This is a genomic window from Marvinbryantia sp., from assembly GCF_047017445.1.
In the GTDB taxonomy this organism is placed as follows: Bacteria; Bacillota; Clostridia; order Lachnospirales; family Lachnospiraceae; genus Marvinbryantia.
This window is the reverse complement of record NZ_JBKXTT010000007.1, coordinates 29,787-53,344: the sequence shown is the minus strand read 5'-3', so window position 1 is coordinate 53,344 and position 23,558 is coordinate 29,787. Positions and strand designations below refer to the sequence as shown.

At 50.3% G+C, this 23,558-nt stretch carries 20 protein-coding genes and 1 pseudogene; 2 read left to right on the top strand and 19 right to left on the bottom strand.

What is annotated here, in order from left to right; all coding sequences use genetic code 11:
* Positions 1-152: 152 nt before the first annotated feature.
* Positions 153-1,424 carry an HlyC/CorC family transporter gene (locus ACLU9Q_RS09535; RefSeq protein WP_298512873.1) on the top strand — a complete coding sequence of 424 codons (1,272 nt, stop codon included), beginning with the start codon at positions 153-155 and terminating at the stop codon, positions 1,422-1,424.
* A 122-nt stretch (positions 1,425-1,546) separates the two neighbouring features.
* On the opposite strand, the gene leuS is transcribed toward ACLU9Q_RS09535, so the two are convergent.
* The 11 genes from leuS to ACLU9Q_RS09480 all read right to left on the bottom strand — a co-directional run bounded on the left by leuS (position 1,547) and on the right by ACLU9Q_RS09480 (position 15,803).
* Complete coding sequence (leuS, locus tag ACLU9Q_RS09530) at positions 1,547-3,949, bottom strand: leucine--tRNA ligase (RefSeq protein ID WP_298512870.1); 2,403 nt, start codon at positions 3,947-3,949, stop codon at positions 1,547-1,549.
* A gap of 122 nt (positions 3,950-4,071) precedes the next feature.
* Entirely contained in the window at positions 4,072-5,220 is a 1,149-nt protein-coding gene (gene hemW, locus ACLU9Q_RS09525; protein WP_298512867.1) for a radical SAM family heme chaperone HemW, read from the bottom strand.
* 13 nt (positions 5,221-5,233) lie between these two features.
* A complete protein-coding gene (lepA, locus tag ACLU9Q_RS09520; protein ID WP_298512864.1) occupies positions 5,234-7,042 on the bottom strand; it encodes a translation elongation factor 4 in 1,809 nt (602 codons plus the stop codon).
* Positions 7,043-7,148: 106 nt separating this feature from the next.
* Complete coding sequence (locus ACLU9Q_RS09515; RefSeq protein ID WP_296835568.1) at positions 7,149-8,345, bottom strand: stage II sporulation protein P; 1,197 nt, start codon at positions 8,343-8,345, stop codon at positions 7,149-7,151.
* Positions 8,346-8,409: 64 nt separating this feature from the next.
* Positions 8,410-9,297 (bottom strand): GPR endopeptidase, encoded by an 888-nt coding sequence (gpr, locus tag ACLU9Q_RS09510; RefSeq protein ID WP_296907187.1) that lies wholly within the window; start codon positions 9,295-9,297, stop codon positions 8,410-8,412.
* A gap of 54 nt (positions 9,298-9,351) precedes the next feature.
* Positions 9,352-10,344 (bottom strand): hypothetical protein, encoded by a 993-nt coding sequence (locus ACLU9Q_RS09505; protein WP_296841109.1) that lies wholly within the window; start codon positions 10,342-10,344, stop codon positions 9,352-9,354.
* A 20-nt stretch (positions 10,345-10,364) separates the two neighbouring features.
* The gene (locus tag ACLU9Q_RS09500; protein ID WP_296841106.1) at positions 10,365-11,378 is read right to left on the bottom strand and encodes a hypothetical protein; all 1,014 of its coding nucleotides are present in this window, start codon (positions 11,376-11,378) and stop codon (positions 10,365-10,367) included.
* Positions 11,365-12,930 (bottom strand): MBOAT family O-acyltransferase, encoded by a 1,566-nt coding sequence (locus ACLU9Q_RS09495; protein ID WP_412625113.1) that lies wholly within the window; start codon positions 12,928-12,930, stop codon positions 11,365-11,367. The genes ACLU9Q_RS09500 and ACLU9Q_RS09495 overlap by 14 nt, the downstream gene beginning before the upstream one ends.
* 1 nt (position 12,931) lies before the next feature.
* Positions 12,932-13,162 carry a phosphopantetheine-binding protein gene (locus ACLU9Q_RS09490; protein WP_412625112.1) on the bottom strand — a complete coding sequence of 77 codons (231 nt, stop codon included), beginning with the start codon at positions 13,160-13,162 and terminating at the stop codon, positions 12,932-12,934.
* A 26-nt stretch (positions 13,163-13,188) separates the two neighbouring features.
* The gene (locus ACLU9Q_RS09485; RefSeq protein WP_412625111.1) at positions 13,189-14,028 is read right to left on the bottom strand and encodes a GNAT family N-acetyltransferase; all 840 of its coding nucleotides are present in this window, start codon (positions 14,026-14,028) and stop codon (positions 13,189-13,191) included.
* Positions 14,028-15,803 (bottom strand): amino acid adenylation domain-containing protein, encoded by a 1,776-nt coding sequence (locus tag ACLU9Q_RS09480; protein WP_412625110.1) that lies wholly within the window; start codon positions 15,801-15,803, stop codon positions 14,028-14,030. Before ACLU9Q_RS09480 ends, ACLU9Q_RS09485 begins: the two co-directional genes overlap by 1 nt.
* Positions 15,804-16,039: 236 nt before the next feature.
* On the opposite strand from ACLU9Q_RS09480, the gene rpsT reads away from it, so the two are divergent.
* Positions 16,040-16,300: a 30S ribosomal protein S20 gene (gene rpsT, locus ACLU9Q_RS09475; protein ID WP_296832286.1), complete on the top strand. Its 261-nt coding sequence runs from the start codon at positions 16,040-16,042 to the stop codon at positions 16,298-16,300.
* Positions 16,301-16,383: 83 nt separating this feature from the next.
* Here rpsT and ACLU9Q_RS09470 read toward each other — a convergent pair whose 3' ends face one another.
* The 8 genes and pseudogenes from ACLU9Q_RS09470 to ACLU9Q_RS09435 form a co-directional block, all read right to left on the bottom strand.
* Complete coding sequence (locus ACLU9Q_RS09470; RefSeq protein ID WP_296832289.1) at positions 16,384-17,316, bottom strand: sugar phosphate nucleotidyltransferase; 933 nt, start codon at positions 17,314-17,316, stop codon at positions 16,384-16,386.
* Between the two features lie 19 nt (positions 17,317-17,335).
* Positions 17,336-18,436, bottom strand: a complete 1,101-nt coding sequence (gene glf, locus ACLU9Q_RS09465) for a UDP-galactopyranose mutase (RefSeq protein ID WP_296832292.1) — start codon at positions 18,434-18,436, stop codon at positions 17,336-17,338.
* A 134-nt stretch (positions 18,437-18,570) separates the two neighbouring features.
* Complete coding sequence (locus ACLU9Q_RS09460) at positions 18,571-19,152, bottom strand: xanthine phosphoribosyltransferase (RefSeq protein ID WP_412625109.1); 582 nt, start codon at positions 19,150-19,152, stop codon at positions 18,571-18,573.
* Positions 19,153-20,117: 965 nt separating this feature from the next.
* On the bottom strand, positions 20,118-20,393 hold the full coding sequence (locus ACLU9Q_RS09455) for a hypothetical protein (RefSeq protein WP_302591544.1): 276 nt from the start codon (positions 20,391-20,393) through the stop codon (positions 20,118-20,120).
* 17 nt (positions 20,394-20,410) lie between these two features.
* Complete coding sequence (locus ACLU9Q_RS09450; protein ID WP_006863515.1) at positions 20,411-21,205, bottom strand: hypothetical protein; 795 nt, start codon at positions 21,203-21,205, stop codon at positions 20,411-20,413.
* A gap of 11 nt (positions 21,206-21,216) precedes the next feature.
* Positions 21,217-21,855, bottom strand: a complete 639-nt coding sequence (locus ACLU9Q_RS09445; RefSeq protein WP_302591541.1) for an RpiB/LacA/LacB family sugar-phosphate isomerase — start codon at positions 21,853-21,855, stop codon at positions 21,217-21,219.
* 57 nt (positions 21,856-21,912) lie between these two features.
* Positions 21,913-22,377, bottom strand: a pseudogene (locus tag ACLU9Q_RS09440) (SDR family oxidoreductase); the annotation flags it as partial.
* A gap of 13 nt (positions 22,378-22,390) precedes the next feature.
* Positions 22,391-23,557, bottom strand: a complete 1,167-nt coding sequence (locus tag ACLU9Q_RS09435) for a glycoside hydrolase family 88 protein (RefSeq protein WP_302591539.1) — start codon at positions 23,555-23,557, stop codon at positions 22,391-22,393.
* Between the last annotated feature and the right edge of the window lies 1 nt (position 23,558).

Genomic DNA, 23,558 nt, shown 5'->3' with positions numbered 1-23,558 from the left:
GGCCCGGAAAGTATTCCTGACAGATGCGCAGCTGCAAACAGATACTAAAATTTATATAAAGTGTGCTTGTTTCCTTGATTTTTTTTTAGAAATACGCTATCATTATCAAACAAGTGCAGTATTTGATCTCTGCACCGAAAGGAGATGACATTTTGGACTCAGGCGAGGCCATACAGCTAGGCGTAATAGTGCTGCTGATTGCCCTTTCCGCATTTTTTTCCTCAGCGGAAACGGCTTTGACCACGGTAAACAAAATCAAAATCAAAACTCTGGCGGATGAAGGAAACAAACGCGCCGCCACCCTCTTAAAGGTGACGGAAAATCCGGGAAAGATGCTCAGCGCCATATTAATCGGCAACAATATCGTAAATATCGGTGCAGCTTCTATGGTTACCACCCTTGTCACCAGTCTGTTCGGAAGCTGGGCGGTCAGTATCGGAAGCGGCGTACTGACGCTGCTGATTCTTATTTTCGGTGAGATTTCCCCGAAAACATACGCTTCCCACAATGCAGAAAAGCTTGCATTGTCGGATGCCGGAATCATTTACATACTGACAAAGGTGCTTACACCGGTTATTTTCATTACGAACCAGCTTTCTAATCTGCTTATCAGGCTTCTTGGGGTCGACCCCAATGCCAAAGGCGACGTCATGACGGAAAATGAGCTGCGCACCTACGTGGATGTCAGCCACGAGGACGGCGTCATTGAGCAGGAAGAAAAGCAGATGATCTACAATGTGTTCGATTTCGGCGACACGCAGGCGAAGGATATTATGATCCCGCGGGTGGAGATGGTTTCCGTTGATGTCAACGCCTCCTATCACGAGGTGCTGAATATTTTCCGCGAAGAAAAGTTTACCCGACTGCCGGTTTATGAGGAAAGTACCGATAATGTCGTTGGTGTGCTCAATATCAAGGATCTGATCTTCTGTGACGAGAACAGCTTTGATCTGCGCGGCATGATGCGTGAACCATATTTCACGTATGAATATAAGAATACTTCGGAATTAATGGATGAGATGCGCCAGGCTTCCATCAACTTCACCATCGTGCTGGATGAATATGGCGCAACGGCAGGTCTTATTACACTGGAGGATCTGCTGGAGGAGATCGTCGGCGAGATCCGCGACGAATACGACAAGGATGAGGAAGATCTCATCAAAAAGATTTCCGAAAACGAATATGTGATCGCCGGTTTTATGAAGCTCGACGACGTCAACGATGCGCTGCATCTGTCGCTTCACTCGGAGGACTACGATTCCCTCGGCGGTCTGATTATTGGCGGACTTGACCATCTGCCTGCGGTTGGCGAATCCGTCACCACAGCGGACGGCATCCGTCTCGTGGTGGATGCGGTCGACAAAAACCGGATCGACCAGGTACATCTGTATCTTCCCAAAAAGGAAGAAGAAATAAGCGTTTAAAGTCAAAAAAGGCTGCGTCCCGCTGATATTTAAGCAGGCGCAGCCTTTTCTTTTTTAAATACCGGACAAGATGTCTGATTACTGTTCACGCCAGCCTCAAACACTTGCTGTTTGTATTCTTTCTATTTTACAACCAGATTGACAATCTTATTCGGAACGTAGATTTCCTTCACAACGGTCTTGCCGTCCACAAGGGAGTGGATCTTGCCGTCCGCGAGCACCAGACGGATTGCTTCGTCCTTGTCACAGCCTGCCGGAAGCGCTACCGCTCCGCGCACCTTGCCGTTAATCTGTACACCGACCTCCACCATCGCGTCGATGGTCTTGCTCTCCTCGTACTGCGGCCAGGACGCAAGCGACAGGAAGCCTTCGCCGCCAAGCGTTTCCCAGATTTCCTCGCAGATATGCGGAGCGATCGGGCAGAGCAGCTTGATCAGCGTGACAAGCTCATCCTTTGTGAGGGAGCCTTTCGCATAAATTTCATTTACCAATCCCATCAGCGCCGCGATCGCGGTGTTAAACTTCGTCTCCTCCAGATCGTTTGACACCTTCTTGATGGTCTTGTGGAATGCCGTCTCCAGCTCCGGCGTCACACCCTCACCCGACACCATGTCGGTAAGCGCAGCCACACGCTCCAGGAAGCGTTTGCAGCCCTTCACAGAATTTTCGCTCCACGGCGTTGCCGCGCCATAGTCACCCATGAACAGCACATACGTGCGCAGTACGTCAGCGCCGTACTCCTCCACCACATCCAGCGGATCGACCACATTTCCCTTGGATTTGCTCATCTTATCGCCGTCCGGTCCGAGGATCAGTCCCTGCGCCGTGCGCTTTGCATACGGCTCCGGCGTGTTGACAGCGCCGATATCGTACAGGAAATGGTGCCAGAAACGGGAGTAGATCATATGTCTGGTGACATGCTCCATACCGCCGTTGTACCAGTCGACCGGCATCCAGTATTTCAGCTTTTCCATATCCGCAAGCGCATCATTGTTGTGCGGATCGATGTAGCGCAGGAAGTACCAGGAGGAACCCGCCCACTGCGGCATCGTATCAGTCTCGCGCTTTGCGTCGCCGCCGCACTTCGGACACTTGCAGTTTACAAAGGAATCAATACGCGCCAGCGGAGATTCGCCCTCCTGCCCCGGCTCGAAGTTCTCTACCTTCGGCAGACGCAGCGGCAACTCCTCATAGGGAACCGGAACCACGCCGCAGTGCGGGCAGTGTACGATCGGGATCGGCTCGCCCCAGTATCTCTGGCGGTTGAACGCCCAGTCCTTCATCTTATACTGCACGCCAGCCTTTCCAACGCCGAGCTTTTCCAGCTCCTCGATCATGCGGGCGATGGAATCCTTTTTGTTGGTGTAGCCGTTGAGGAATTCAGAATTGATCATCTTACCGTCTCCGGCATAGGCAGCCTCCTCGATATTGCCGCCCTCAATGACCTGGATAATATCAATACCAAACTTCTTCGCAAATTCATAGTCGCGGTCGTCGTGCGCCGGTACCGCCATGATTGCGCCGGTACCATAGCCCATCATAACATAATCGGCGATGTAGATTGGAATATCCTTTCCTGTGAGCGGATGAGAAGCCGCAATGCCCTCAATACGCACACCGGTCTTATCCTTCACGAGCTGCGTGCGCTCAAATTCCGTTTTTTTCGCGCACTCCTCGCGATATGCCTGGATCGCGTCCATATTTTTGATCTCGGACGCATATTTATCGATCAGCGGATGCTCCGGCGCGATAACCATAAAGGTAACGCCGAAAAGCGTATCCGGACGCGTCGTGTAGATCTGGAAGCTGTCGTCCTTGCCGGAAAGCCTGAAATCCACAAAAGCGCCGGTCGATTTTCCGATCCAGTTCACCTGCTGCTGGCGGATATTCGGAAGGTAATCCACCGTATCCAGTCCTTCCAGAAGCTTGTCTGCATACTCTGTGATCCGCAGATACCATACTGTCTTTGATTTCTGAACGATATCGCTGTGGCAGATATCGCATTTTCCGCCCTGGCTGTCCTCGTTGGAAAGCACAACCTTGCAGGACGGGCAGTAATTTACCAGCGCCGTATCGCGGAACACCAGTCCGTTCTCAAACATTTTCAGGAAGATCCACTGCGTCCATTTGTAGTAATCTTCCTCCGTCGTATCGATCACACGATCCCAGTCGAAGGAAAAGCCAACCTTCTTTAACTGGTTCGTGAATTTTACAATATTTTCATCCGTGATCTTCCGCGGATGCTGTCCCGTCTTGATCGCGTAATTCTCCGTCGGCAGACCAAATGCGTCAAAGCCGATGGGAAACAGTACGTTGTATCCCTCCATGCGGCGCTTTCTGGAAATCACCTCAAGGCTGGAATACGCTTTGATGTGTCCCACATGCATTCCCGCTCCGCTCGGGTAAGGAAATTCTACCAGTCCGTAGAATTTCGGCTTGTCTCCATTATCTACTGCATGAAAAATCCCTGCTTCATCCCATTTTTTCTGCCATTTCGGCTCAATTTTTCTAAATTCGTGTCGCATAATCATTCCCCGCTCATATAAATTCTGACAGACTGCTCTCTAAATACAGCGGCAGTAAAACTATCAGACCTCATCATACCACACTTTTTTCCATTCTACAATATTCTTTTTACTCTGTGTTCTTATAATAGAAACTCCGCTAAAACATAGTTGCTGATATCCGTCCCGTATTCCGTGAGGCGCACTGCCTCTTTTGTGCACACGAGCAGTCCCTGTTGCTCTGCTTTTTGCAAAATCTCCCCATATATTTCTTCCATTTCCACTCCAAAGCTTTCACGGAAACGCGCAAAGGACACGCCCTCGCGCAGACGAAGCCCAAGGAACATCGTCTCCTCGATCTCTTCTTCGCGCGTCAGATGCTGCGGTGCTGCCCCCGTCCAGCGTCCCGCCAGATATTTCCGCATATCTGATGTATTGGAAAAGCGTGTATGATCCACCAGTGATGCCGCACCAAGGCCGAAGCCCTTATACTCCCGGCGCTCCCAGTAGCCGCAGTTGTGGCGGCAGGCAAAGCCCGGCAGCGCGTAGTTTGATATCTCATAGCGCGCGTAGCCTCTCTCCGAAAGCAGCTTCTCCGTCAGATGATACATCGCGCGCTCCTCCTCCTCGGACGGCAATATTTCGCAGGCATCTCCGCGCTCCCGGCGCAGCGCGTCCGCCTGGTAACGCTCGTAAAACGGCGTTCCCTCCTCAATGATCAGGCTGTAGACGGAAATATGCTCCGGCGACAGGGCAAACACTTTTTCCAGCGTATCGCGCCATGTCTCCCGCGACTGCCCCGGAAGCGCCGACATCAGATCAACGTTGATATTCTGAAATCCCGCAGCTCTTGAAAGCCGGTAGCTCTCCAGAAATTCCTCCCAGGTATGGATCCTGCCAAGCAGTTTAAGCTCCGCCTCCTGCGCCGACTGAAGCCCGATGCTGAGGCGGTTGATCCCTGCCTGCCGGTAGCTTTTCAGCTTGTCCGCCGTCAGCGTGCCCGGATTGCATTCCACCGTGATCTCCGTCTTCTCTTCAAACGGAAATTTCTTTTCAAGCGCCGCCAGCACCGCCGCGATATCCTCCGCCGGCAGCACGGAGGGCGTTCCGCCGCCAAAAAAGACCGTGGAGATGCAAGCATCCCCGCGGTCCTCCCACGCTTCTATTTCCCGAAGCAGCATACGGATATACGCGCGCTTCGTCTCCTCCTCCGCCGCAAAAGACAGGAAATCGCAATAAGCACATTTCCTTACGCAGAACGGAATATGAATATAAATCTGCAGTGGTCTCATAAATCTCTCCTATTTATTTATCATCCAGCTTCAGCACGCTCATGAATGCCTTCTGCGGGATCTCCACATTTCCCACCTGGCGCATCCGCTTCTTACCTTCCTTCTGCTTTTCCAGAAGCTTTTTCTTTCGGGTGATATCGCCGCCGTAGCACTTTGCAAGCACATCCTTGCGCATCGCCTTTACCGTCTCGCGGGCGATGATCTTGCTTCCGATCGCCGCCTGGATCGGAATTTCAAAAAGCTGCCGCGGGATTTCCTCCTTCAGCTTTTCGCACATCTTTCTGCCGCGCTCGTAAGCCGTACCCGCGTGTACGATGAACGACAGCGCATCCACCTCCTCGCGGTTCACCAGGATATCCAGCTTCACCAGCTCAGAGCGCTCGTAGCCCTTCATCTCATAATCGAACGACGCATAGCCGCGGGAGCGCGATTTCAGCGCGTCAAAGAAATCGTAGATGATCTCATTGAGCGGCAGATCGTATTTTAAAAGCGCGCGCGTCTCTTCCATATATTCCATGCCGAGATAGGAACCGCGCCGCTCCTCGCAAAGCTGCATGATCGCACCGATAAATTCTGTCGTCACCATAATCTCCGCGCTGACGATCGGCTCCTCCATGTACTCGATCTCCGACGGATCTGGCAGATTCGCCGGATTCGTCAGCTCGATCACATCGCCGTTCGTCTTGTGCACTTTATAGATAACGCCCGGCGCCGTCGTCACAAGGTCCAGATTGTACTCGCGCTCCAGGCGCTCCTGGATGATCTCCAGATGCAAAAGCCCCAGAAAACCGCAGCGAAAGCCAAAGCCGAGCGCGATCGACGTCTCCGGCTCAAACTGCAGGGAAGCGTCGTTGAGCTGAAGCTTTTCCAGCGCGTCGCGCAGATCAGGATACTTTGCGCCGTCCGCCGGGTACATGCCGCAGTAAACCATCGGGTTTACCTTTTTATAGCCCGGAAGCGGCTGCGCGCACGGGCGCTCCGTACCTGTGATGGTATCGCCCACCCGCGTGTCCTTCACATTCTTGAGGCTTGCCGTGAGATAGCCGACCATTCCGGCGGAAAGCTCATCGCAGGGAATAAACTGCCCGGCTCCAAAATAGCCGACCTCGACGACCTCCGCCTTCGCACCCGTCGCCATCATAGTGATCGGCGTCCCCTTTTTCACGCTGCCCTCCTTGATGCGGCAGAACACGATCACGCCTTTATAGGAATCGTAAATGGAATCAAAGATCAACGCCTGCAGCGGCGCTGCCGGATCTCCTTCCGGCGCCGGGATCTTTTCCACGATCTGCTCCAGCACCTGTTCCACATTGGTGCCGACCTTCGCGGAAATTAAGGGCGCATCATGCGCTTCAATGCCGATGACGTCCTCGATCTCATTGATCACACGCTCCGGATCGGCGCTCGGAAGGTCGATCTTATTGATGACCGGCATCACATCCAGGTCGTGATCGAGCGCAAGATACACATTCGCAAGCGTTTGCGCCTCGATGCCCTGCGCCGCGTCCACCACCAGGATCGCGCCGTCGCACGCCGCCAGACTGCGGGAAACCTCATAATTAAAATCCACATGTCCCGGAGTGTCGATGAGGTTGAAAATATACTCCTCCCCATCCTTCGCCCTGTAAATAATGCGCACCGCCTGCGCCTTGATCGTAATCCCGCGCTCGCGCTCCAGCTCCATGTTGTCAAGCACCTGCGCCTGCATCTCCCGGCTGGTCAGAAGGCCTGTCATCTCAATGATGCGGTCCGCCAGCGTCGATTTTCCGTGATCAATATGTGCGATAATACAAAAATTTCGAATTTTACTCTGATCTATCATGCTATCCGTCCTCTGCTGTGTTCTCATATGCACGCATTTTGCGTCCAGCCCATTGTAACATATCTTCCAAATATTTGTAAAGCCATTCCCCATGCTCAGGCGGTTACTATTCGCTCCGCTCCCCCGAAGGACCTGCTTCGCCCTGCAGCACTTTATCAAGTATCATCGCAAACGCCTCCATCGCGTTTTTTTCCTCCGCCACCGTGCTGAGCTGCGTGCCCGCCTCCAGAAGCAGGCTCTTCGGGCGCAGATGCAGGTTGAACCGGTAAGCCATCAGATAAATATTGCGCATCAGCTCCGGCGTCTCCTCTTCCGCCGCAAGCTGAAGCTGCAGGGCGAACGCCAGGTTATCCTGGATATAGGGATTGGGAAGATAAGCGATGTCCTGCCCGTCGGCTGTCCGGCTCATCCCGGCAATAAACATCAGCTGTGCCGCCGGCTTTCCATTGTATTCTGTCACAAAACGCGTTCCGTCCACGCCGTCGCGGTGCAGGTCAATCACGATCTCAATAGAAGGGTATTGCTCCAGTATCTCCGTCACAGCCGCCTCAGAAAAATCATAGGCGAGATTGCGGTCCAGCACGCCGTCCACCAGGTCAAACACGCCGTCCTCATGAATCACATTGTAGCCGTAATCCTCGCGCAGGATCTGTGCGAGATAGTCTCCGATTCCCACAATTGTCGTGGACGGATCGCCCTCCACCGAATCGGCGAACGCCTCCTGCGAATGCGAGTGATAGATCAGGATCTGCGGCTGTGAGGAATCCCGCTCCATCGTCATATCCATAGAAAGCAGTGTGCGCCCGTCCAGCCGCTGCGCGTCGATGGTCGTCGTCATATCCATAGAAAAATAGTGATTCAGAAGATACTGAAAATCCCATAAAGGATTCTCTCCGGCGGCGCCCTCTTCCGTCTGAGCCGTATAGCTTTCCGTCTCACGCGGGCGCTTGTTTTCCTCCGCCTGCGCCTGCGCCCGCAGGATCAGCTCGTACTCCTCCCTGCTCTCCACCTGCGCCTCATTTTCCTGCTGCCGTCTGACGTACCCGTACACCGGGAACATCTGATCCTCCATTTCCAGCAGGATATCGGGTTTTTCCGTCTCCTCCGAGACATAGGAAATGACGGGTATGTAAGTACCCGCCGTCCATTCTTCCATCTTTTCGTAAACCGCTGAGAGCAGCGGCGTATTTTTAAACAGACCGTTCTCGCCCGCGATCGCCACGCTGCGCACGATGATATAGCCGCCCAGCGCAAGCAGCGCACAGGTGAGAACCGCCTGAATGATCCTGTCCAGAAGCTTCATCTTGTCCACCCTTACCGCATGTAGTACTATATCCTATGCACGTCCGGGTGATTTTATGACCATTTCAAGACAGCGCGATATTCAGCCCCTCGGATATCGTGTAGCTGACGCGTTTGATCGTCTCGTCAATGTCCTTCGGCGTCACAAACATGGTATTTAACTGCGGAGATATCTGCTCCCGCAGGCTCTGTCTGCGCTCCTTCGTGTCAATTAAGTGCTCCATAGTGTCGTTGACGATCGTAGCGGCATCGACGACCGTCGGCACGCCGATTGCGATCACCGGCACGCCAAGCGCTTCCTCATTGATGCCGTTGCGGTGGTTGCCGACGCCGGAGCCGGGATTGATGCCGGTGTCCGTGATCTGGATCGTGCGGTTTAAGCGCCGGGTGCTCCTCGCCGCCAGCGCATCCACCACGATCACCGCCTGCGGCGCCGTCTCCTGCACCACACCGCGGATGATCTCCAGTGTCTCCATACCGGTCTGCGCCATCACGCCCGGCACGATCGCGCTCACCAGATGCGCGTTGCCCTCCAGCGACGCGCGCCCGTACTCCTTCGCAATGTGGCGCGTCACCCGCAGATTTCCGACCACCTGCGGTCCGAGGGCGTCCGGTGTCACCTCGCGGTTCCCAAGGCCGACCACCAGGACCGTCTGCTCCTTTTCTCCCAAAAGCTGGCCAAGATGACCGGCAAGCGCCTCGGAAATCTCCCGGTGATAGTCTTCATCCTCGGACGACATGTTCGGCGCCTCCAGCGTAATGTAAGTGCCCACCGGTTTTCCCATGGTCCTTGCCCCGTTCTCCGTCTCGATTCTCACAATGGTTGTGTATATCTCACGTTCCTCATCCGTCTCTTCCTCGACCCGCACCCCGCGGATCTCTACATCGTCCTCCTCAAAGCTCTCCTTCGCCTCCAGCGCAAGGTCCGTGCGCACGTTAAAATCTCCAAGCATAGCAGCCTCCTCATCATTTCTGAGAGGTAGTTTCTGCATTCAGGCGGAAAATATTCAGCGCTTTTTGATTCTTTCGTAAAAGCGCGCCTCCAGCTCCGGATCGACCGTGCTGAAATATTCCGCATCCTTTTCGCGCTCCGCGATAGATTCCTCCACCGGCATGCTGCCCTCGCGCGCAAACACGGCAAGCTCACCGGTGCGCACCGGATACCCAAGCTTCTCAATGCTGCATTTCTCCGCAATATGATGCGCCCAGCAGTCCGGATGCGGAACAGTGCTCTTCGGACGGTTCCAGCCAATCTTCTCCTGCAGGAACGCCATCTTCTCCTCATCCGTCACATCGTGATACATAAAGTAGGAAAGCGACGTCACCTCCGCCTCCGGCAGATAATCAAGGCGCTTCGTCTTCGCCATTTTTTCCACCAGACGTCCAAACATCTGATACTCGAAATCGGCAAGATTACGTGAAATTTCAAACGGCTCGATGCCTTTTGTGCAGTCCGCCGCCTGCAGCACCTGCATATGCGTTCTTCCGTTGACGATCAGCGGAATCTTATACTGCGACGCCAGCAGATGACTGTAGTAGTGGCAAAGATGGAAACAAACGCTGCAGAAATTGTGCATCAGCTTCATGCAGGCGGAATAATACCCGCGGAGCTTCGACTCATTTACCGTGATGCGGATGTGATCCACATCCAGCTTATCCAGCAGATTTGCAATATTATTCTTTCCGAAATCGGTAGAAAATCCATTGTCCAGCGTGTAGGTGAGTACGCGCATTCCATATTTGTGCTTTAACTGATAGGTGATGTATGCGCCGTCCTTTCCGCCGCTCACACCGACGATGCAGTCATATTTCGCGCCGTTTTCCTTCGCCTTCTCCTTTGCCTTCTCGATCTCCGCCGCAAATTTCTTTTCCAGCGCCTCATAGTCTGTCAGCTCCGACCTGTGTTCATCGTAGAAATGACAGTAATTGCACACTCCATGCTCATCCAGCTTAATTCCCGCATAATTTTCCGGTAATCCGCACCTTACACATCCGCTCATGCCTCTTCCTCCTTTAATCCTTACTTAAACTCTTCCATACTATCATAAAAATATTCCTGTGGATCACTGCTCTGCAGTACCTCCGCCAGAAGCTCTGAAAATACCTCGCTGCCCTCCACATTCATATGCTTGTAATCCTCAAACAGATCATTGGTAAATACCGTCTGCCGTTCCTTATAGAGCATAAAATTATAGTAATTTGCATCCATCTCTTCGGCAAGCGCGCGGCATACCTCATCCAGATTGTCCAGATCTCCCGCTCCATCAATGTAGTCCTGCGTAATCGGCGTCAGGAGCAGGTTAAGCTCAATTCCCTCTTCTCTGCAAAAATCAGCGATCTTATACAGATACTCCAGTGACTCTTCCGTAATCTGCGCTATGCCCTTGCTTCCATCCCAGTAACCTGTAAAACCGTTTTTCTTTCCTGCCCGTTCTCCCTCGTAACTCGTTTTTCTTGCACGCCAGCCGCGGTTACCATAGTATCTCTGCACCACAGTCCTGTACAGCTTCTTTTTGACATTTTTCTTAACCTGCTTCAGATTCAGATATTTGCTGATCCGTGTAGAATAAAGAAGCGACGATACCGTAAGCCCCTCGCTGCGGACAGAAAGCAGGTAACGCGCCTTCCAGCGCATCGTGCGCAGATATTCATAGGCAGATAAATACTCCTGATCCGTCGCCTCCTTCTTCAGCGTGGAAACCGAAAGCACCAGATAAATCTGCTTTACCGGATTTTCCTCTGCCGTCTCCTGTATCAGATAATAGGTTCCCTTCAGGGGCTGCGTGTTTGTGGCAATATTAAACCCTGTCGTTCCGAGCGCCTCATCCAGTATCACCGGCTGAATGCCGCGTGCGGCAATCGAGGTGCCGCAGTACAGCGTATCGATCGTTCCCTTCAGGTCACTGCGTTCCCGTTTGGAGGCAAGCGAGAAGGTCGTCCATCCCTCATAAGCGAAGCGCGCAACACTCTCGAACAATATCACAAATGCCAGCACCGCACAAATGCGGGGAGCTATTTTCTTAAAATTGCGCATAAGCAAATCCTCCTGTCATCGAAACATTGATCTGCCCGATCGCCAGAATCACTCCAAGCACAAAAAAATAGCAGAACCATCTCACCAGCAAGGGTCTCTTCGCCAGCGTATCGCGCACCGGCTGCTTTTCCTGCAGGATATCTACCGCAAACATCAAAAGCAGCGCGCATCCTAAAAATATTTTCATTTCCCTGGACAGCCCAGGCAGGATCTCCGACCATCCGGCCGGCATACGAATATCCGTAAACATTTTTTTCGCAAATTGCAGCATCTCTGCTGTACTTGCCGGTCCCGGAAAGATCTTCAGGATGCTCACAAGGAAAAACGTTCTCGCAATGCTGAACAGCTTCCAGCCTCTGCTCTCCTGACGGATATGCAAAAGCTCCTTTGCCTTCGCAAAATATGGCTCCAGAATCATCGCTCCCATGATGAAAACGCCGTTTGCCGCGCCCCACAGTATGTAACGCCAGCTCGCGGCATGCCAAAGTCCCGTACTGGTCCACACAAACACCAGTGCAAACAGCGATGGGAACAGCTTACCGACACGCGCGCCGAACCATTTTCTTCCCAGTTTGCCAAATTTCGTCGCCGGCGAGGAGACCGCCAGCGGATAAAACATATAATCACGGAACCAGGCGCCTAAGGTTATATGCCAGCGTCTCCAGTATTCCGCCAGAGATTCCGAAAAAAACGGCCGCCGGAAGTTCTCCTCAATATGGATCCCAAACAGCTCGGAAGCCCCTGCCACAATATCCATGTAACCGGAAAAATCCGCGTACATCCAGACAGTCATATACACACAACCCAGGAAACAGGTAATGCCGCTCAGTTCTGCGTACTGATCAAAAATACTTTGCATGACCGGACGCAGATTATCCGCAACCACCATCTTCTTAAAAAAGCCCCACAGCATACGCTGACACCCATAGGAAAAATTATGGTAATCAAATACATGTCCCTCATACAGCTGCGCCGCCATCGGCTTATAGCGGTTCATCGGTCCCTGCGTCATCTGCGGAAAGTACGCAAGAAACAAGAGCAGCTTTGCATAATTCTTCTGCGCCTGTATTTTGCCTTTATAAATATCCATCAGATAACTGATCGCAATTAACGTGTAATACGAAATGCCGAGCGGAATCAGAAACTGCGGAACCGGCAGCTGCACGCCTGTAAACGCAAACAGTTGATTACCGATCCTTACAAAGAATCCGCTGTATTTTAAGATTAACAGAATTCCCAGATTAAAAACAACCGCTATTGTCAGAATTTTCTTCTTTTTCTTTTTATACTGCTTTTTCAGCACTGCCGCCGTATTTTTCTTTTCGGCAATCATCCGTTTGCATTCCTGTTCCAGGCGCTCCATCCAAAGCCCGGCGGCCCAAATGGTGATGCTCGTAAGCAGCAGATACACCGGCGATGCCGCACACGCCAGTGCGTAAAAAAATACACTGGCGCCAAGTAGCACCATCCAGCGATACTTCAGCGGACATACATAGTACACCACATACAGCACAGCCAGGAACAGCAAAAAAAACAGGGAATTGACTGTCATTTTATGCCTCCTGCTGCAGTCTCTGTATCAGTTTGTACATATCCTCAGCGCTGTTGAAGTTTTCCGGCTCCATGTCCTCAAATTCAATTTCCACGCCAAACGCATCGTTCAGCTCGCCAATGAGGGAAACGATATCGAAGGAGTCCAGAATCGCATTATCGATCAATGCCTTCTCCGTCACAAAATCCACATCCGGTCTGAGTTCCTTTAAAATTTCCATTAACTGTTCCATACGTTTTCTCTCCTCTTCTTAGTTCGTTATTTTTCTCCCAGCAGAAACTGCCGTGAAATTACCCCATCATATATATAACCCATTTTCTGATAAATAGCAATAGCGTGTATATTTTCTTCATCCACCCAGAAATTTACTTTGTCGGCGCCGCCCTTCGTCAGAAGGTACTCCGTGGCGCCGCAGAAAAGCGTTCTTCCCATGCCAAGCCCGCGCAGTTTTGTGCTCACCACCAGGTGCTGCATAAAACCCGTCTTGCCCTTCGGGATCACCATGATCACCGCTCCTGCCGTGCCGTCCGGCAACCGCACCCCGATCACCTGCTGTTTTTCACAGTATTCGGCAAATTCCGTCTCCTGCGGAAGCAGTGTGCTGTAAATATCCAGGCTGCTCTTCCAGAGCGCCGCGACCTCCGGGTAGTCCTGCGATTTTAACGGCACGATCGGATACTCGGCAAGCTTCGCCCTCTGATCCGCCGGCGGCAGGAAATTTTCTTTTGCACACTCCATCCTGCGATAGCGCTTATACTCCGCAAACCCGTGCGCACACCAGTGTGAAACTCCGCATCTTGCAAGCGCCGCTTCCTCGTCACCCCGAAATACCGTGTCGAGGATCACCGGACGCATCCATCCGGAAAGAGCCGGAAGCTGCGCGCCCTCCTTCATATAATAATACAGCCGGCTGTAATATGCCTCCCTCACCTGAATGCAGAGCGCTTCTTCCGACTCCTCCACATACAGCTTTTCCCGCCGGATCATATCCTCCACCTCCACCGGTATAAAAAAGCAGTTGGTGAAAACCGGACGGTTTTTCTTCTTAAACGTCTTTACCCGCTCACCGAACAATGCGGCTGAAGCGATCTTCTCCATTACGCCTCACCTCCGCATTCTCCGTCTTTCGCAAAAAACAAATAAGGATTATCCAGCACCCGCTGCGGCAATTTTCTTTCCTTCCCAAAATCGCATACCAGGGTCGGCGCACACAGCTGCGCAAGATACTGCACCGTCTCCTCTTCGCCCGCCGTCTCCATTCTTACACAGTGGATGCCGCGCGCGATAAGCTCCTTCTCCTGTCTCTGCAGCGCTTCGCCCTCTCCCAGCAGCACTGCCTCTTTATATAGGGGAGCCCCCGGCTGCCCGGTAAATTTCTGCTTTAAGAAAACACGGTCGATCTTTCCCCGCTGGTTCATCGGCATCTGTTTCATCCAGATGAGCCGGTTCGGACACATATACTTCGGCAGATAATTCTGCAATTCTTTGATGAGTTGACCGTCACACCGCTCCTGCGCCTGGTAAATCAAAACGATTTTCCCCTTCGCCTCATCGTACTGACAGCAGCAGCGCGCGATCCACGGGAACGCATTGACAGCGCTCTCGATTTCAGAAAGCTCGATGCGGTGCCCCATATGCTTGATCTGCCAGTCGCGCCGTGCGGCGAACATCAGAAGCCCCTGCTCATTTCTGCGCCCGTAATCGCCGGTGTGATAAATTTTTTCCGGATACGCCGTATTGCGCGGATTCTGCCGGAATGCTTTTTCGGTCGCCTCCGGATTGCGGTAATAGCCGTGTGAGAGGCAGGTTCCCCGCACGCAGATCTCTCCTGTTTCGCCGTCGGACACCTCCCGTCCTTCCTCATCCAACAGCAGGATCTCCGTATTGGAAAACGCCTGTCCGATCGGCAGCGTCTCCGTATTGGAAAACTCTCTGTCCAATATGTAATAAGTGCAGTTGCAGGTAATTTCCGTCGGTCCGTACAGATTGACATACATCGCATCCGGGAGCTGTTTTTTCCAGTCGTTCAGCACCTTCATCGGCATCACTTCCCCGGAAAACATTACCCTCTTTAAATAAAGCGGTCTGCTCTTTTCCAGCACCTTCATAGAAGAGAGAATACTGAGAGCGGAAACCGCCCATATGATCGTCGTCACTTTATGCTCATTTAAATAGGGCACCAGTCCCTTTGGCATGGAAAACATCGTCTGAGGCACAATGTACAGGGAAGCCCCGTTGCGCAGCGTACTGTAAATATCCTTCACTGACACGTCGAAATCAAAAGGCGCTTGATTCGCAAACACTTCATTTTCATCAAAATGAAAGGTTTCCGCAAACTGCTCTGCAAGGTCGATCACCGACCGGTGACAGATAAGCACCCCCTTGGGAACGCCAGTGGAACCGGAAGTAAAGATCACATACAGCGGATCGGTATCCAGATGGGCCTGACGTATTTTCGCAAGCAGCGCCTCATCCGCCTGCAATCCCTGCTGCTCCTCACGGATCAAAAGCTGTTTTTCCGGCACAAACTCCCGAAACTTCTCTGCATCCTTTTGTGGTACGATCGTAAGGAACGGCTGCGTGACATCAAGGATCGCCCGGATGCGCGCCGCCGGAAGCTTTACATCCACCGGGACATAAAAATTTCCGCTGTATACGACCGCCATAAAATTGACCAGACACCAGACGGAATGATCGGTGGCAACCGCCACCGGCTGATTCCGAAATCCATATCCGGCAATCCTGCTGCCAAGCGCCTTTGCCCGCTCCACCAGTTCGCGATAGCAAACCTGATGCATTTTATCTGCGAAAGCCGTTTTCTCAGGAAAGCGCGCAGCCGAACGCTCCAAATAATCTAATACATTGGTAACCATAAAAACATCCTTTCTTCGCCGCCTATATATTATAACATACTTGTGAGAAAAATGTGAGAAAATTGAAACAAATTTGTAGGAATTAATTAATAAAAAAGTATCATTTTTGTATTGACACGACGAAGCGGATGCACTAAAATATAGAAGTATGTTTATGTTAGAACGTCCGTGTCCGGGATTAACATAACACGTTTAAGATGAAAATGAATTGAAAATATTTTGGAGGTGTCAGGGAATTGGCTAACATTAAATCTGCGAAAAAGCGTATTCTGGTAAACAAAACGAAGGCTATGCGCAACAAATCCATCAAGTCCGGCGTAAAGACAGCGATCAAAAAGGTTGAGGCTGCTGTTGCCGCAAAGGATAAGGCTGCTGCAGGCGAAGCTCTTCTTTCTGCTACTGCTACCATCGATAAGGCAGCAACAAAAGGCGTTTACCACAAAAACAATGCCGCAAGAAAAGTTTCCCGTTTAACGAAGCTTGTAAATAATATGTAATTTGCCGCAGGGGACTGCTGCCCTGCAAAATATTGCAAACAAAAAAGGAATCCCCATCGGCCCGTCATCCGATGGGGATTTTTTTACATATCTGAAAACAGATTTTTGTTATATACGCCGTCTGCGATCAGCTTTTTAAAGGATTCGATCACTGCCGGCTTGTCCTCCTGATAGGTAACTCCAAACCACTTGTCGGTTGTCTCCAGCATCTTTACCGTTACTTTTCCATCGCGCAGGAGCTGTCCAATGTACGTCGGAAGCAGATACTCCGCCTTTAATTCATTGCCGGCAATGTTTCGGAAAAACTCTGTAAAGCCCTGCTCCAGAAGCTCCATAAACTCCGGCGTCAGTCCCCACATATTCATAGAAACGTGGCTTTGGGCATCTATCGGAGTGCCATTCACCGCTGCTCCCTGATCAGTCTTGCGGATGTCGTGTGTTTCCACCACATCTTCCAGAAAATCCGCTTCATCCACGCGGCAGATTCCGCGCGTCACACCGCCATTGTCGCTCAGGGTGTTCTTCAGGATAAAGCCCGCCATACAGAACCGGTACGGCTCTTCCGGTGAATACGCCTGCAAAAAATCATACAGCTTGATAAAGGCTTCCTTTCCATAGTAATCATCCGCATTGATCACTGCAAACGGCTCTTTCACAATATCCTTGCAGCAAAGCACCGCCTGCCCCGTTCCCCAGGGTTTTGTACGCCCGGCGGGAACTGCAAAGCCCTCCGGCAGATCCTCCAGAGACTGGAAGGTATAAGCCACCTCCACTCCCTTCTTTTTGCAGACTGCTTCGATACGATTTCCGATCACCTCACGAAAATCTTTCTCAATGTCCCTGCGGATAATAAATACTATCTTGTCAAACCCTGCCTCGATCGCGTCGTGGATCGAATAATCCATGATGATCTCCCCGCACGGACCGACCGGCGCAAGCTGCTTAATTCCGCCGCCAAAGCGTGAACCAATACCGGCAGCCATAATCACCAACGCTGTACGTTTCTTCTCACTCATCCCACATTCTCCTGTCCTTTTACAGTTCTTTTTCGCACATCTCAAGTGCGGATACAATTACGGCGTCCATATCGTAGTATTTGTACTCTCCGAGCCTTCCGCCAAAAATCACATGCTCTTCTTCGTCTGCCAGCGCCCTATACTGCGCGTATAACGCTCCGTTCTTCTCATCGTTCACCGGATAATACGGCTCGTCTCCCGGCTTCCACTCTGAGGAATATTCCCGACTGATGACCGTCTTCGGCTGGGTGCCGAATTCAAACCATTTGTGTTCGATAATGCGTGTCCAGGGCGTTTCGCGGTCCGTGTAATTCACCGCCGCATTTCCCTGGAAATTCGGCATATCCAGCACCTCCGTCTCAAAGCGAACAGACCGGTACTCCAGTGCCCCCAGGCGGTATCCGAAATAAGCGTCGATCGGACCGGTGTAGATCACCTTATCCGCCAGCGCATCCAATATCTGCTTCTGTTCCAGATAATCCACGCCGAGGCGCACCTCCGTGCCCTCCAGCATATTTGCGACCATCTTCGTGTAACCGCCCACCGGAATTCCCTGATAGAGTGCGTTAAAGTAATTGTTGTCAAACGTCAGCCTCACCGGAAGGCGCTTGATGATAAACGCCGGAAGCTGATCGCACGGTCTGCCCCACTGCTTTTCCGTATAGCCTTTGATCAGCTTTTCATAGATATCTGTGCCGACCAGACTGATCGCCTGCTCCTCCAGATTCTTTGGCTCTGTGATCCCGGCCGCTTTTCTCTGCTCTTCTATCTTCTGCGCCGCCTCCTGCGGCGTCACCACACCCCACATCTTGTTGAAGGTATACATATTAAACGGAAGAGAGTAAAGCTCCCCATGATAATTCGCAACCGGCGAATTTGTAAAGCGGTTGAACTCAGCAAAGCGGTTCACATACTCCCATATCCTTTTATTGTTCGTGTGGAAAATATGTGCGCCGTATACATGAACATGGATTCCCTCCATCTCTTCTGTGTAAACATTCCCCGCGATCTGCGGACGCTTGTCGATCACCAGACAGGTCTTTCCCGCCCTCTTTGCCTCCTGCGCAAACACTGCGCCGTAAAGCCCGGCGCCAACCACCAGATAATCGTAGTGCTCCATTGCAGTCTCCTTTATAAACATTCTCAGAACCTGTATATATTATAATCGCTTTTGCAGCATGTGTCTATAATTTTCCCAAAATGCATTTACGAAAATACATTTACGAAGTTGCCAGGCAATTGTAACTACAGAATTTACATACTGCGGAACACAATGCTTCCGTCCACGGCATTCATAGCCTCGATGATCGCAAGTGATTCCAGCTGAATACCCTTTTCACGGATGAGATCGCCGCCTCGCTGATAGCCCTTCTCGATCGCTACACCGATTCCCTCCACAGTGGCTCCCGCACGATCCACGAGCTCCAGAAGTCCCATCAGTGCGCAGCCGTTTGCCAAAAAATCGTCAATGATCAGCACATGATCCTCTGGCGACAGGAATTTTTTCGATACGATCACCTCATAGATCTTTCCGTGCGTAAACGACTGTATCTTCGTCGTGTAATTATCATCATCCAGGTTGATGCTCTTTGCCTTCTTCGCAAACACGACCGGAACGCCAAACTCCCGCGCGGTGATCGCCGCGATACCAATGCCGCTTGCCTCGATCGTCAGTATCTTATTGATCGGCTTACCGGCGAAAAGCCGTTTCCACTCCTTTGCCATCTCCCCAAACAGCTCAATGTCCATCTGATGATTGATAAAGCTATCCACCTTCAGTACATTTCCCTCGCGGACGATTCCGTCCCTTCTGATCCGTTCCTCTAAGATGCGCATACCCCATATGCTCCTTCCTGCAGCATCCGCCGCGTTTTTATACTTTTGGCCTTACAGCGCAAGCTTTCGTCTTTGCGCATTCAATTCACCTACAGGACCTGCCACCGGCAGCTCCCTTCGGATGCATGGCAACCTACAGGACCTGCCACCGGCAGCTCCCTTCGGATGCATAGCAACAAAAAGTACCGCAACCCCTGAAGCTGCGGCACTTTCTGCATTTATTCACTCAATATTTAGAACTTGCCTGCCTTGGCTGCTTCCTCAATGGAAACGGCAACTGCAACCGTCATACCAACCATCGGGTTGTTGCCCACATCTGGCATGTAACCTTATTCCTCTGTGATTTAACTTTATCATTTGCAAATTATCCCCATTTTCCTGCACTTTACACGCACTGCACATTCCAATCTGATAAGATAAATCTCTTGTAAAACCTGTGCAGATTCCTGCGAATGTTGACTTGTCTTTTTAAGTATCTATCGACATTATTCTACACCAATATATACAAACAATCAATACTCCTATAATAAAAATTAATCTGCATCAAATTCGAACTCTTTGTTATCTCATTTAGACTTATCAAACCACTTCTATCTATCGTATACTGCCATTAAAAAACGGCATTTAAGGATATATGGATTATCACTTAAATGCCGTCTCTTCTATTCTATATTCTCTGTATCCAATTTCTTTACATTCGTCAGATCAGTCAAATCAAATCCCTCATATTCTTTAAGGAATTTGCATAAAGTCTCTTTTCTTACTTTGAGCCCTCCTAGTTTCAATGCCGGCAGAAATCCTCCCTTAATCAATTCATATACTCTGTTTTTTCCTATTCTTTATATTTTTGATACTTCAACAACCGTATACAATGTATCGTCCATTTACTCTCCTCACTCTCTGGTTAATAACCTATTCAATTTCAACGACTTCAAAATAAAGTCTAACTTACTGTTCCAATTTTCTCAATGTCCAAGCAGATTCCTATACAGTACCATTCCTTCAGAATCCAGATGCACATTGATGAATCTCTGGATTTCTTCCAACAATTCTTCTTTATCAAGGCTATCTGGTTTTTCTAAAAAATCCATAATGTCTTCCGCAATTGAGTCCTTCTGGAATTCCTGCAGTACTAATTTTGGCACCATAGATTCACACCCCATTGCGTCATACGGCAATTCGCTCTTTAGTTTTTCAAGTTGGAATAAATCAAAATCCTTTACTTCATCCCGGTCAAACACAATCCAAATCTATTTTTCTATTCCCCTTCCATTATTTCTTTCCCATAGACCTCAAGCTGCGTCAGTGCCGGAAACGGCGAGGGATCGCAGGAAGCAATCAGGTGTGACAATTCCAGCCAGCTTATTTTCTTTGCGTCAAAAACAAATTCCTGCGCCTCATCTGTCTTTCTGAACGTAAGTTCCATATTTTCTCCGTTTGAAAAAGTTACTGTGGCTTTTTCCCACCAGTTATCATGTGGGAAATCCGCCCGAAGGTAAACAATAAGTCTGTCAACCTTCACTTCTCTTCCAAATTCAAGCTTCATTCTGGCATCCGGGTTCCGGTTAATGCCCCAGGACTCAAAAGGCCATTCTCCATGGCAGTGATTGGCTGTAACTCCGTCAATGGCATTTTGGGCAGCAAAAACCGCCTCACCTCTTGTTTCCACATTTGCAGAAGCATGGGGGAACGACATGGTATTTCCGTGCTGGTCATTCACATTCAATGCCAGATTTCTATAGGTATTGATTTCAAAATCTCTTGCTTCCCTGACACTGACCAGATGGCGTTTCCCAGAAAAAGCCTTAGGGGACAGGTTCATTCTCTGCTCCCCAAAAGGCACTGTATACTGGATATCCTCCTTAACATACACAAGAGATTTTCCCAATGCGTCATCAATCTGAAGCCATACATAACAGGGCTTTTCAGAGACTTCCAGAGAAATCCTGTCACCCTCCTCATATTCCCGTGATACAGCCAGATTTACCTCATGCTCACCCCTGCTGACTGCTGCGGTAATCTGATTTTTGTCAATGATTTTCAGACAAAACATTTATTTTCCCCCTAGTCTATGATCTCTTTTACACAGTCTGCCAGACTCTCATTTTTACAATCATGGAAGAAATATTCTCTGAAATGTTCGCCGGATAAGGCGCCCCTCACCAGTTCCCGGTCAAGTTCTTTCAGGATATCTGTAAGGTTTTTATATGTGACTTTTTTTACCTCATCAAGGATCTTCTTGTTTCTCTGTTCTGGTACCGCGCGCTCTCTCGGATATCCCTGCCCGCTTTCTTCACAAAACAGTTTTTCAAAAATATATTCCAGATTCAGGTCTCCGCCCCAGCCAAATCCTTTGGCAAACGGAATGGCTATCGCGTTTCCATCATTAATCTGGGCAAATGTATAAGCATCTAATGCATCCTCCACATGACCGCAGATCACACCCGGGAAAGAATTGCAGGCAAGCATTGCCCCTTCTCCCGTACCGCATCCCGTGATCACATAGTCTGCCGCTCCGGAATTCAAAAGAACTGCCGTCAGGATCCCAACCTGAACATAGGTAAGCTGACAATCATCTTCTGCTGTATACATTCCATAGTTTTTCACCTCAAATCCCATTGGCTCTGCTACTTTTCTCAGGGCCTTTTCAATCACAGGATTTTTTGCAGCCTGGCTGTTTTCATTAATCAATGCGATTCTCATCTTTATTTTCCTCCATCTGATAACAAACATTCTCCAATTAATATAACATTTTTCGCCTTACGGCTGTTTACCAATATATGCCAGAATGCCGCCGTCTACATACAAAATATGTCCGTTTACAAAATCAGAAGCGTCCGAGGCAAGAAATACTGCCGGTCCCATCAGGTCCTCCGGATTCCCCCAGCGCGCCGCGGGAGTTTTCCCGATAATGAAACGGTCAAATGGATGGCGGGAACCATCCGCCTGAATCTCACGGAGAGGCGCTGTCTGCGGTGTGGCAATATATCCGGGACCGATGCCATTGCACTGGATATTGTACGAACCGTATTCGGAAGCAATATTTTTGGTCAGCATTTTCAGTCCGCCTTTCGCCGCTGCATATGCTGATACAGTTTCACGCCCAAGCTCACTCATCATAGAACAAATATTAATGATCTTTCCATGACCTTTTTTAATCATTCCCGGAATGACTGCTTTGGATACTATAAAAGGGGCGTTCAGGTCAATGTCCACAACCTCCTTTTTTCCATTACTTTTACCAGAGAAATATTCCGGTTCCTTTTAGTTTATAGATTGCCTCCGCAAAGAAATAATCTGCATAAGTCATGGTAAAGTGATGTTCCGGGCTGTGATATGCCCCTGTACAGTTCTGTACGACCGCATCACAGTCTCTGCCCCAATCCGAACGGGTTTCGTCGATTGCCCTCAGGATTTTTACCGCAGAGTTCACATACATCTCTTTTTCCTGTTCCGGCACATACTTCGCAATCTCCAGAAGCCCGCCGGCAATGACGCAGGCTCCGCAGGAATCCTCATACGCCGGTTCCTTTGGCTGCCTGAAATCCACCGGAATAATTCCATTTTCCGGGATATTGGCCATACAATAATGGGCTACTCTTTTTGCGGTATCCAGATATTCCTGCTTTCCGGTGTGGCGATAGCTGATCATAAACCCATAAACTGCCCATCCCTGGCCTCTTGTCCACGATGAATCCTCTTCATATCCCTGTCCTCCAAGGCTTCGCACCACTTCTCCTGTTTCCGGGTTAAACTCAACGATGTGGTTCACAGAACCGTCCGGTCTTACAAAATGCTTCATCACGGTATCCGCATGAGCCATGGCAATATGACGGAATCTCGGGTCCTTTGTCTCTTCCCACGCCCAGTACAGCAGGGAAATATTCATCATGCAGTCAATAATCGCCCAGCCGATAGTATCCTCATTGGAAACCTCATTCCATGCACGGATGAAATTTCCAACAGGATTAAACCTTCCGGCAAGAAGATTCGCCGCATGTAGCCCGATCTTTCTGGATCGCTCATTCTTTGTCAGGCGATAATCTGCGACTGCGGAAAGCTGGAACATGAATCCCACATCATGATGCAGCCCGTAAAAGCCTTCAAAGCATTTCTCCATCCTGTATTCAGAAAGTCTTGCAATCTCTGCATACCGCCCATCTTTCGTGTCCTGGTAGAGCAGCCACATAAGACCGCCCCAAAATCCGTTTGTCCACCAGTTAAGGCCATCATCCAAAGCCCATTTTTTGTTTGTATCGGAGCGGTCATCGTAATCTCCCGCCTCATTGGTCGTATAGGGAATCTTATCTTTATTCTTTTCACTTACCCATTCCATCTTTTTACGGATTTTTGAAGCGATTCCTTCCGCCCATTCCTCATATCCTGTCAATCTGTTTTCTTCCATG

Coding starts and splice junctions, on each gene's coding strand:
- leuS (WP_298512870.1), bottom strand. CDS start 3,949: ATGCGACACGAATTTAGAAAAATTGAGCCGAAATGGCAGAAAAAATGG.
- hemW (WP_298512867.1), bottom strand. CDS start 5,220: ATGAGACCACTGCAGATTTATATTCATATTCCGTTCTGCGTAAGGAAA.
- lepA (WP_298512864.1), bottom strand. CDS start 7,042: ATGATAGATCAGAGTAAAATTCGAAATTTTTGTATTATCGCACATATT.
- ACLU9Q_RS09515 (WP_296835568.1), bottom strand. CDS start 8,345: ATGAAGCTTCTGGACAGGATCATTCAGGCGGTTCTCACCTGTGCGCTG.
- gpr (WP_296907187.1), bottom strand. CDS start 9,297: ATGCTTGGAGATTTTAACGTGCGCACGGACCTTGCGCTGGAGGCGAAG.
- ACLU9Q_RS09505 (WP_296841109.1), bottom strand. CDS start 10,344: ATGAGCGGATGTGTAAGGTGCGGATTACCGGAAAATTATGCGGGAATT.
- ACLU9Q_RS09500 (WP_296841106.1), bottom strand. CDS start 11,378: ATGCGCAATTTTAAGAAAATAGCTCCCCGCATTTGTGCGGTGCTGGCA.
- ACLU9Q_RS09495 (WP_412625113.1), bottom strand. CDS start 12,930: ATGACAGTCAATTCCCTGTTTTTTTTGCTGTTCCTGGCTGTGCTGTAT.
- ACLU9Q_RS09490 (WP_412625112.1), bottom strand. CDS start 13,162: ATGGAACAGTTAATGGAAATTTTAAAGGAACTCAGACCGGATGTGGAT.
- ACLU9Q_RS09485 (WP_412625111.1), bottom strand. CDS start 14,028: ATGGAGAAGATCGCTTCAGCCGCATTGTTCGGTGAGCGGGTAAAGACG.
- ACLU9Q_RS09480 (WP_412625110.1), bottom strand. CDS start 15,803: ATGGTTACCAATGTATTAGATTATTTGGAGCGTTCGGCTGCGCGCTTT.
- ACLU9Q_RS09470 (WP_296832289.1), bottom strand. CDS start 17,316: ATGAGTGAGAAGAAACGTACAGCGTTGGTGATTATGGCTGCCGGTATT.
- glf (WP_296832292.1), bottom strand. CDS start 18,436: ATGGAGCACTACGATTATCTGGTGGTTGGCGCCGGGCTTTACGGCGCA.
- ACLU9Q_RS09460 (WP_412625109.1), bottom strand. CDS start 19,152: ATGCGCATCTTAGAGGAACGGATCAGAAGGGACGGAATCGTCCGCGAG.
- ACLU9Q_RS09450 (WP_006863515.1), bottom strand. CDS start 21,205: ATGTTTTGTCTGAAAATCATTGACAAAAATCAGATTACCGCAGCAGTC.
- ACLU9Q_RS09445 (WP_302591541.1), bottom strand. CDS start 21,855: ATGAGAATCGCATTGATTAATGAAAACAGCCAGGCTGCAAAAAATCCT.
- ACLU9Q_RS09435 (WP_302591539.1), bottom strand. CDS start 23,557: ATGGAAGAAAACAGATTGACAGGATATGAGGAATGGGCGGAAGGAATC.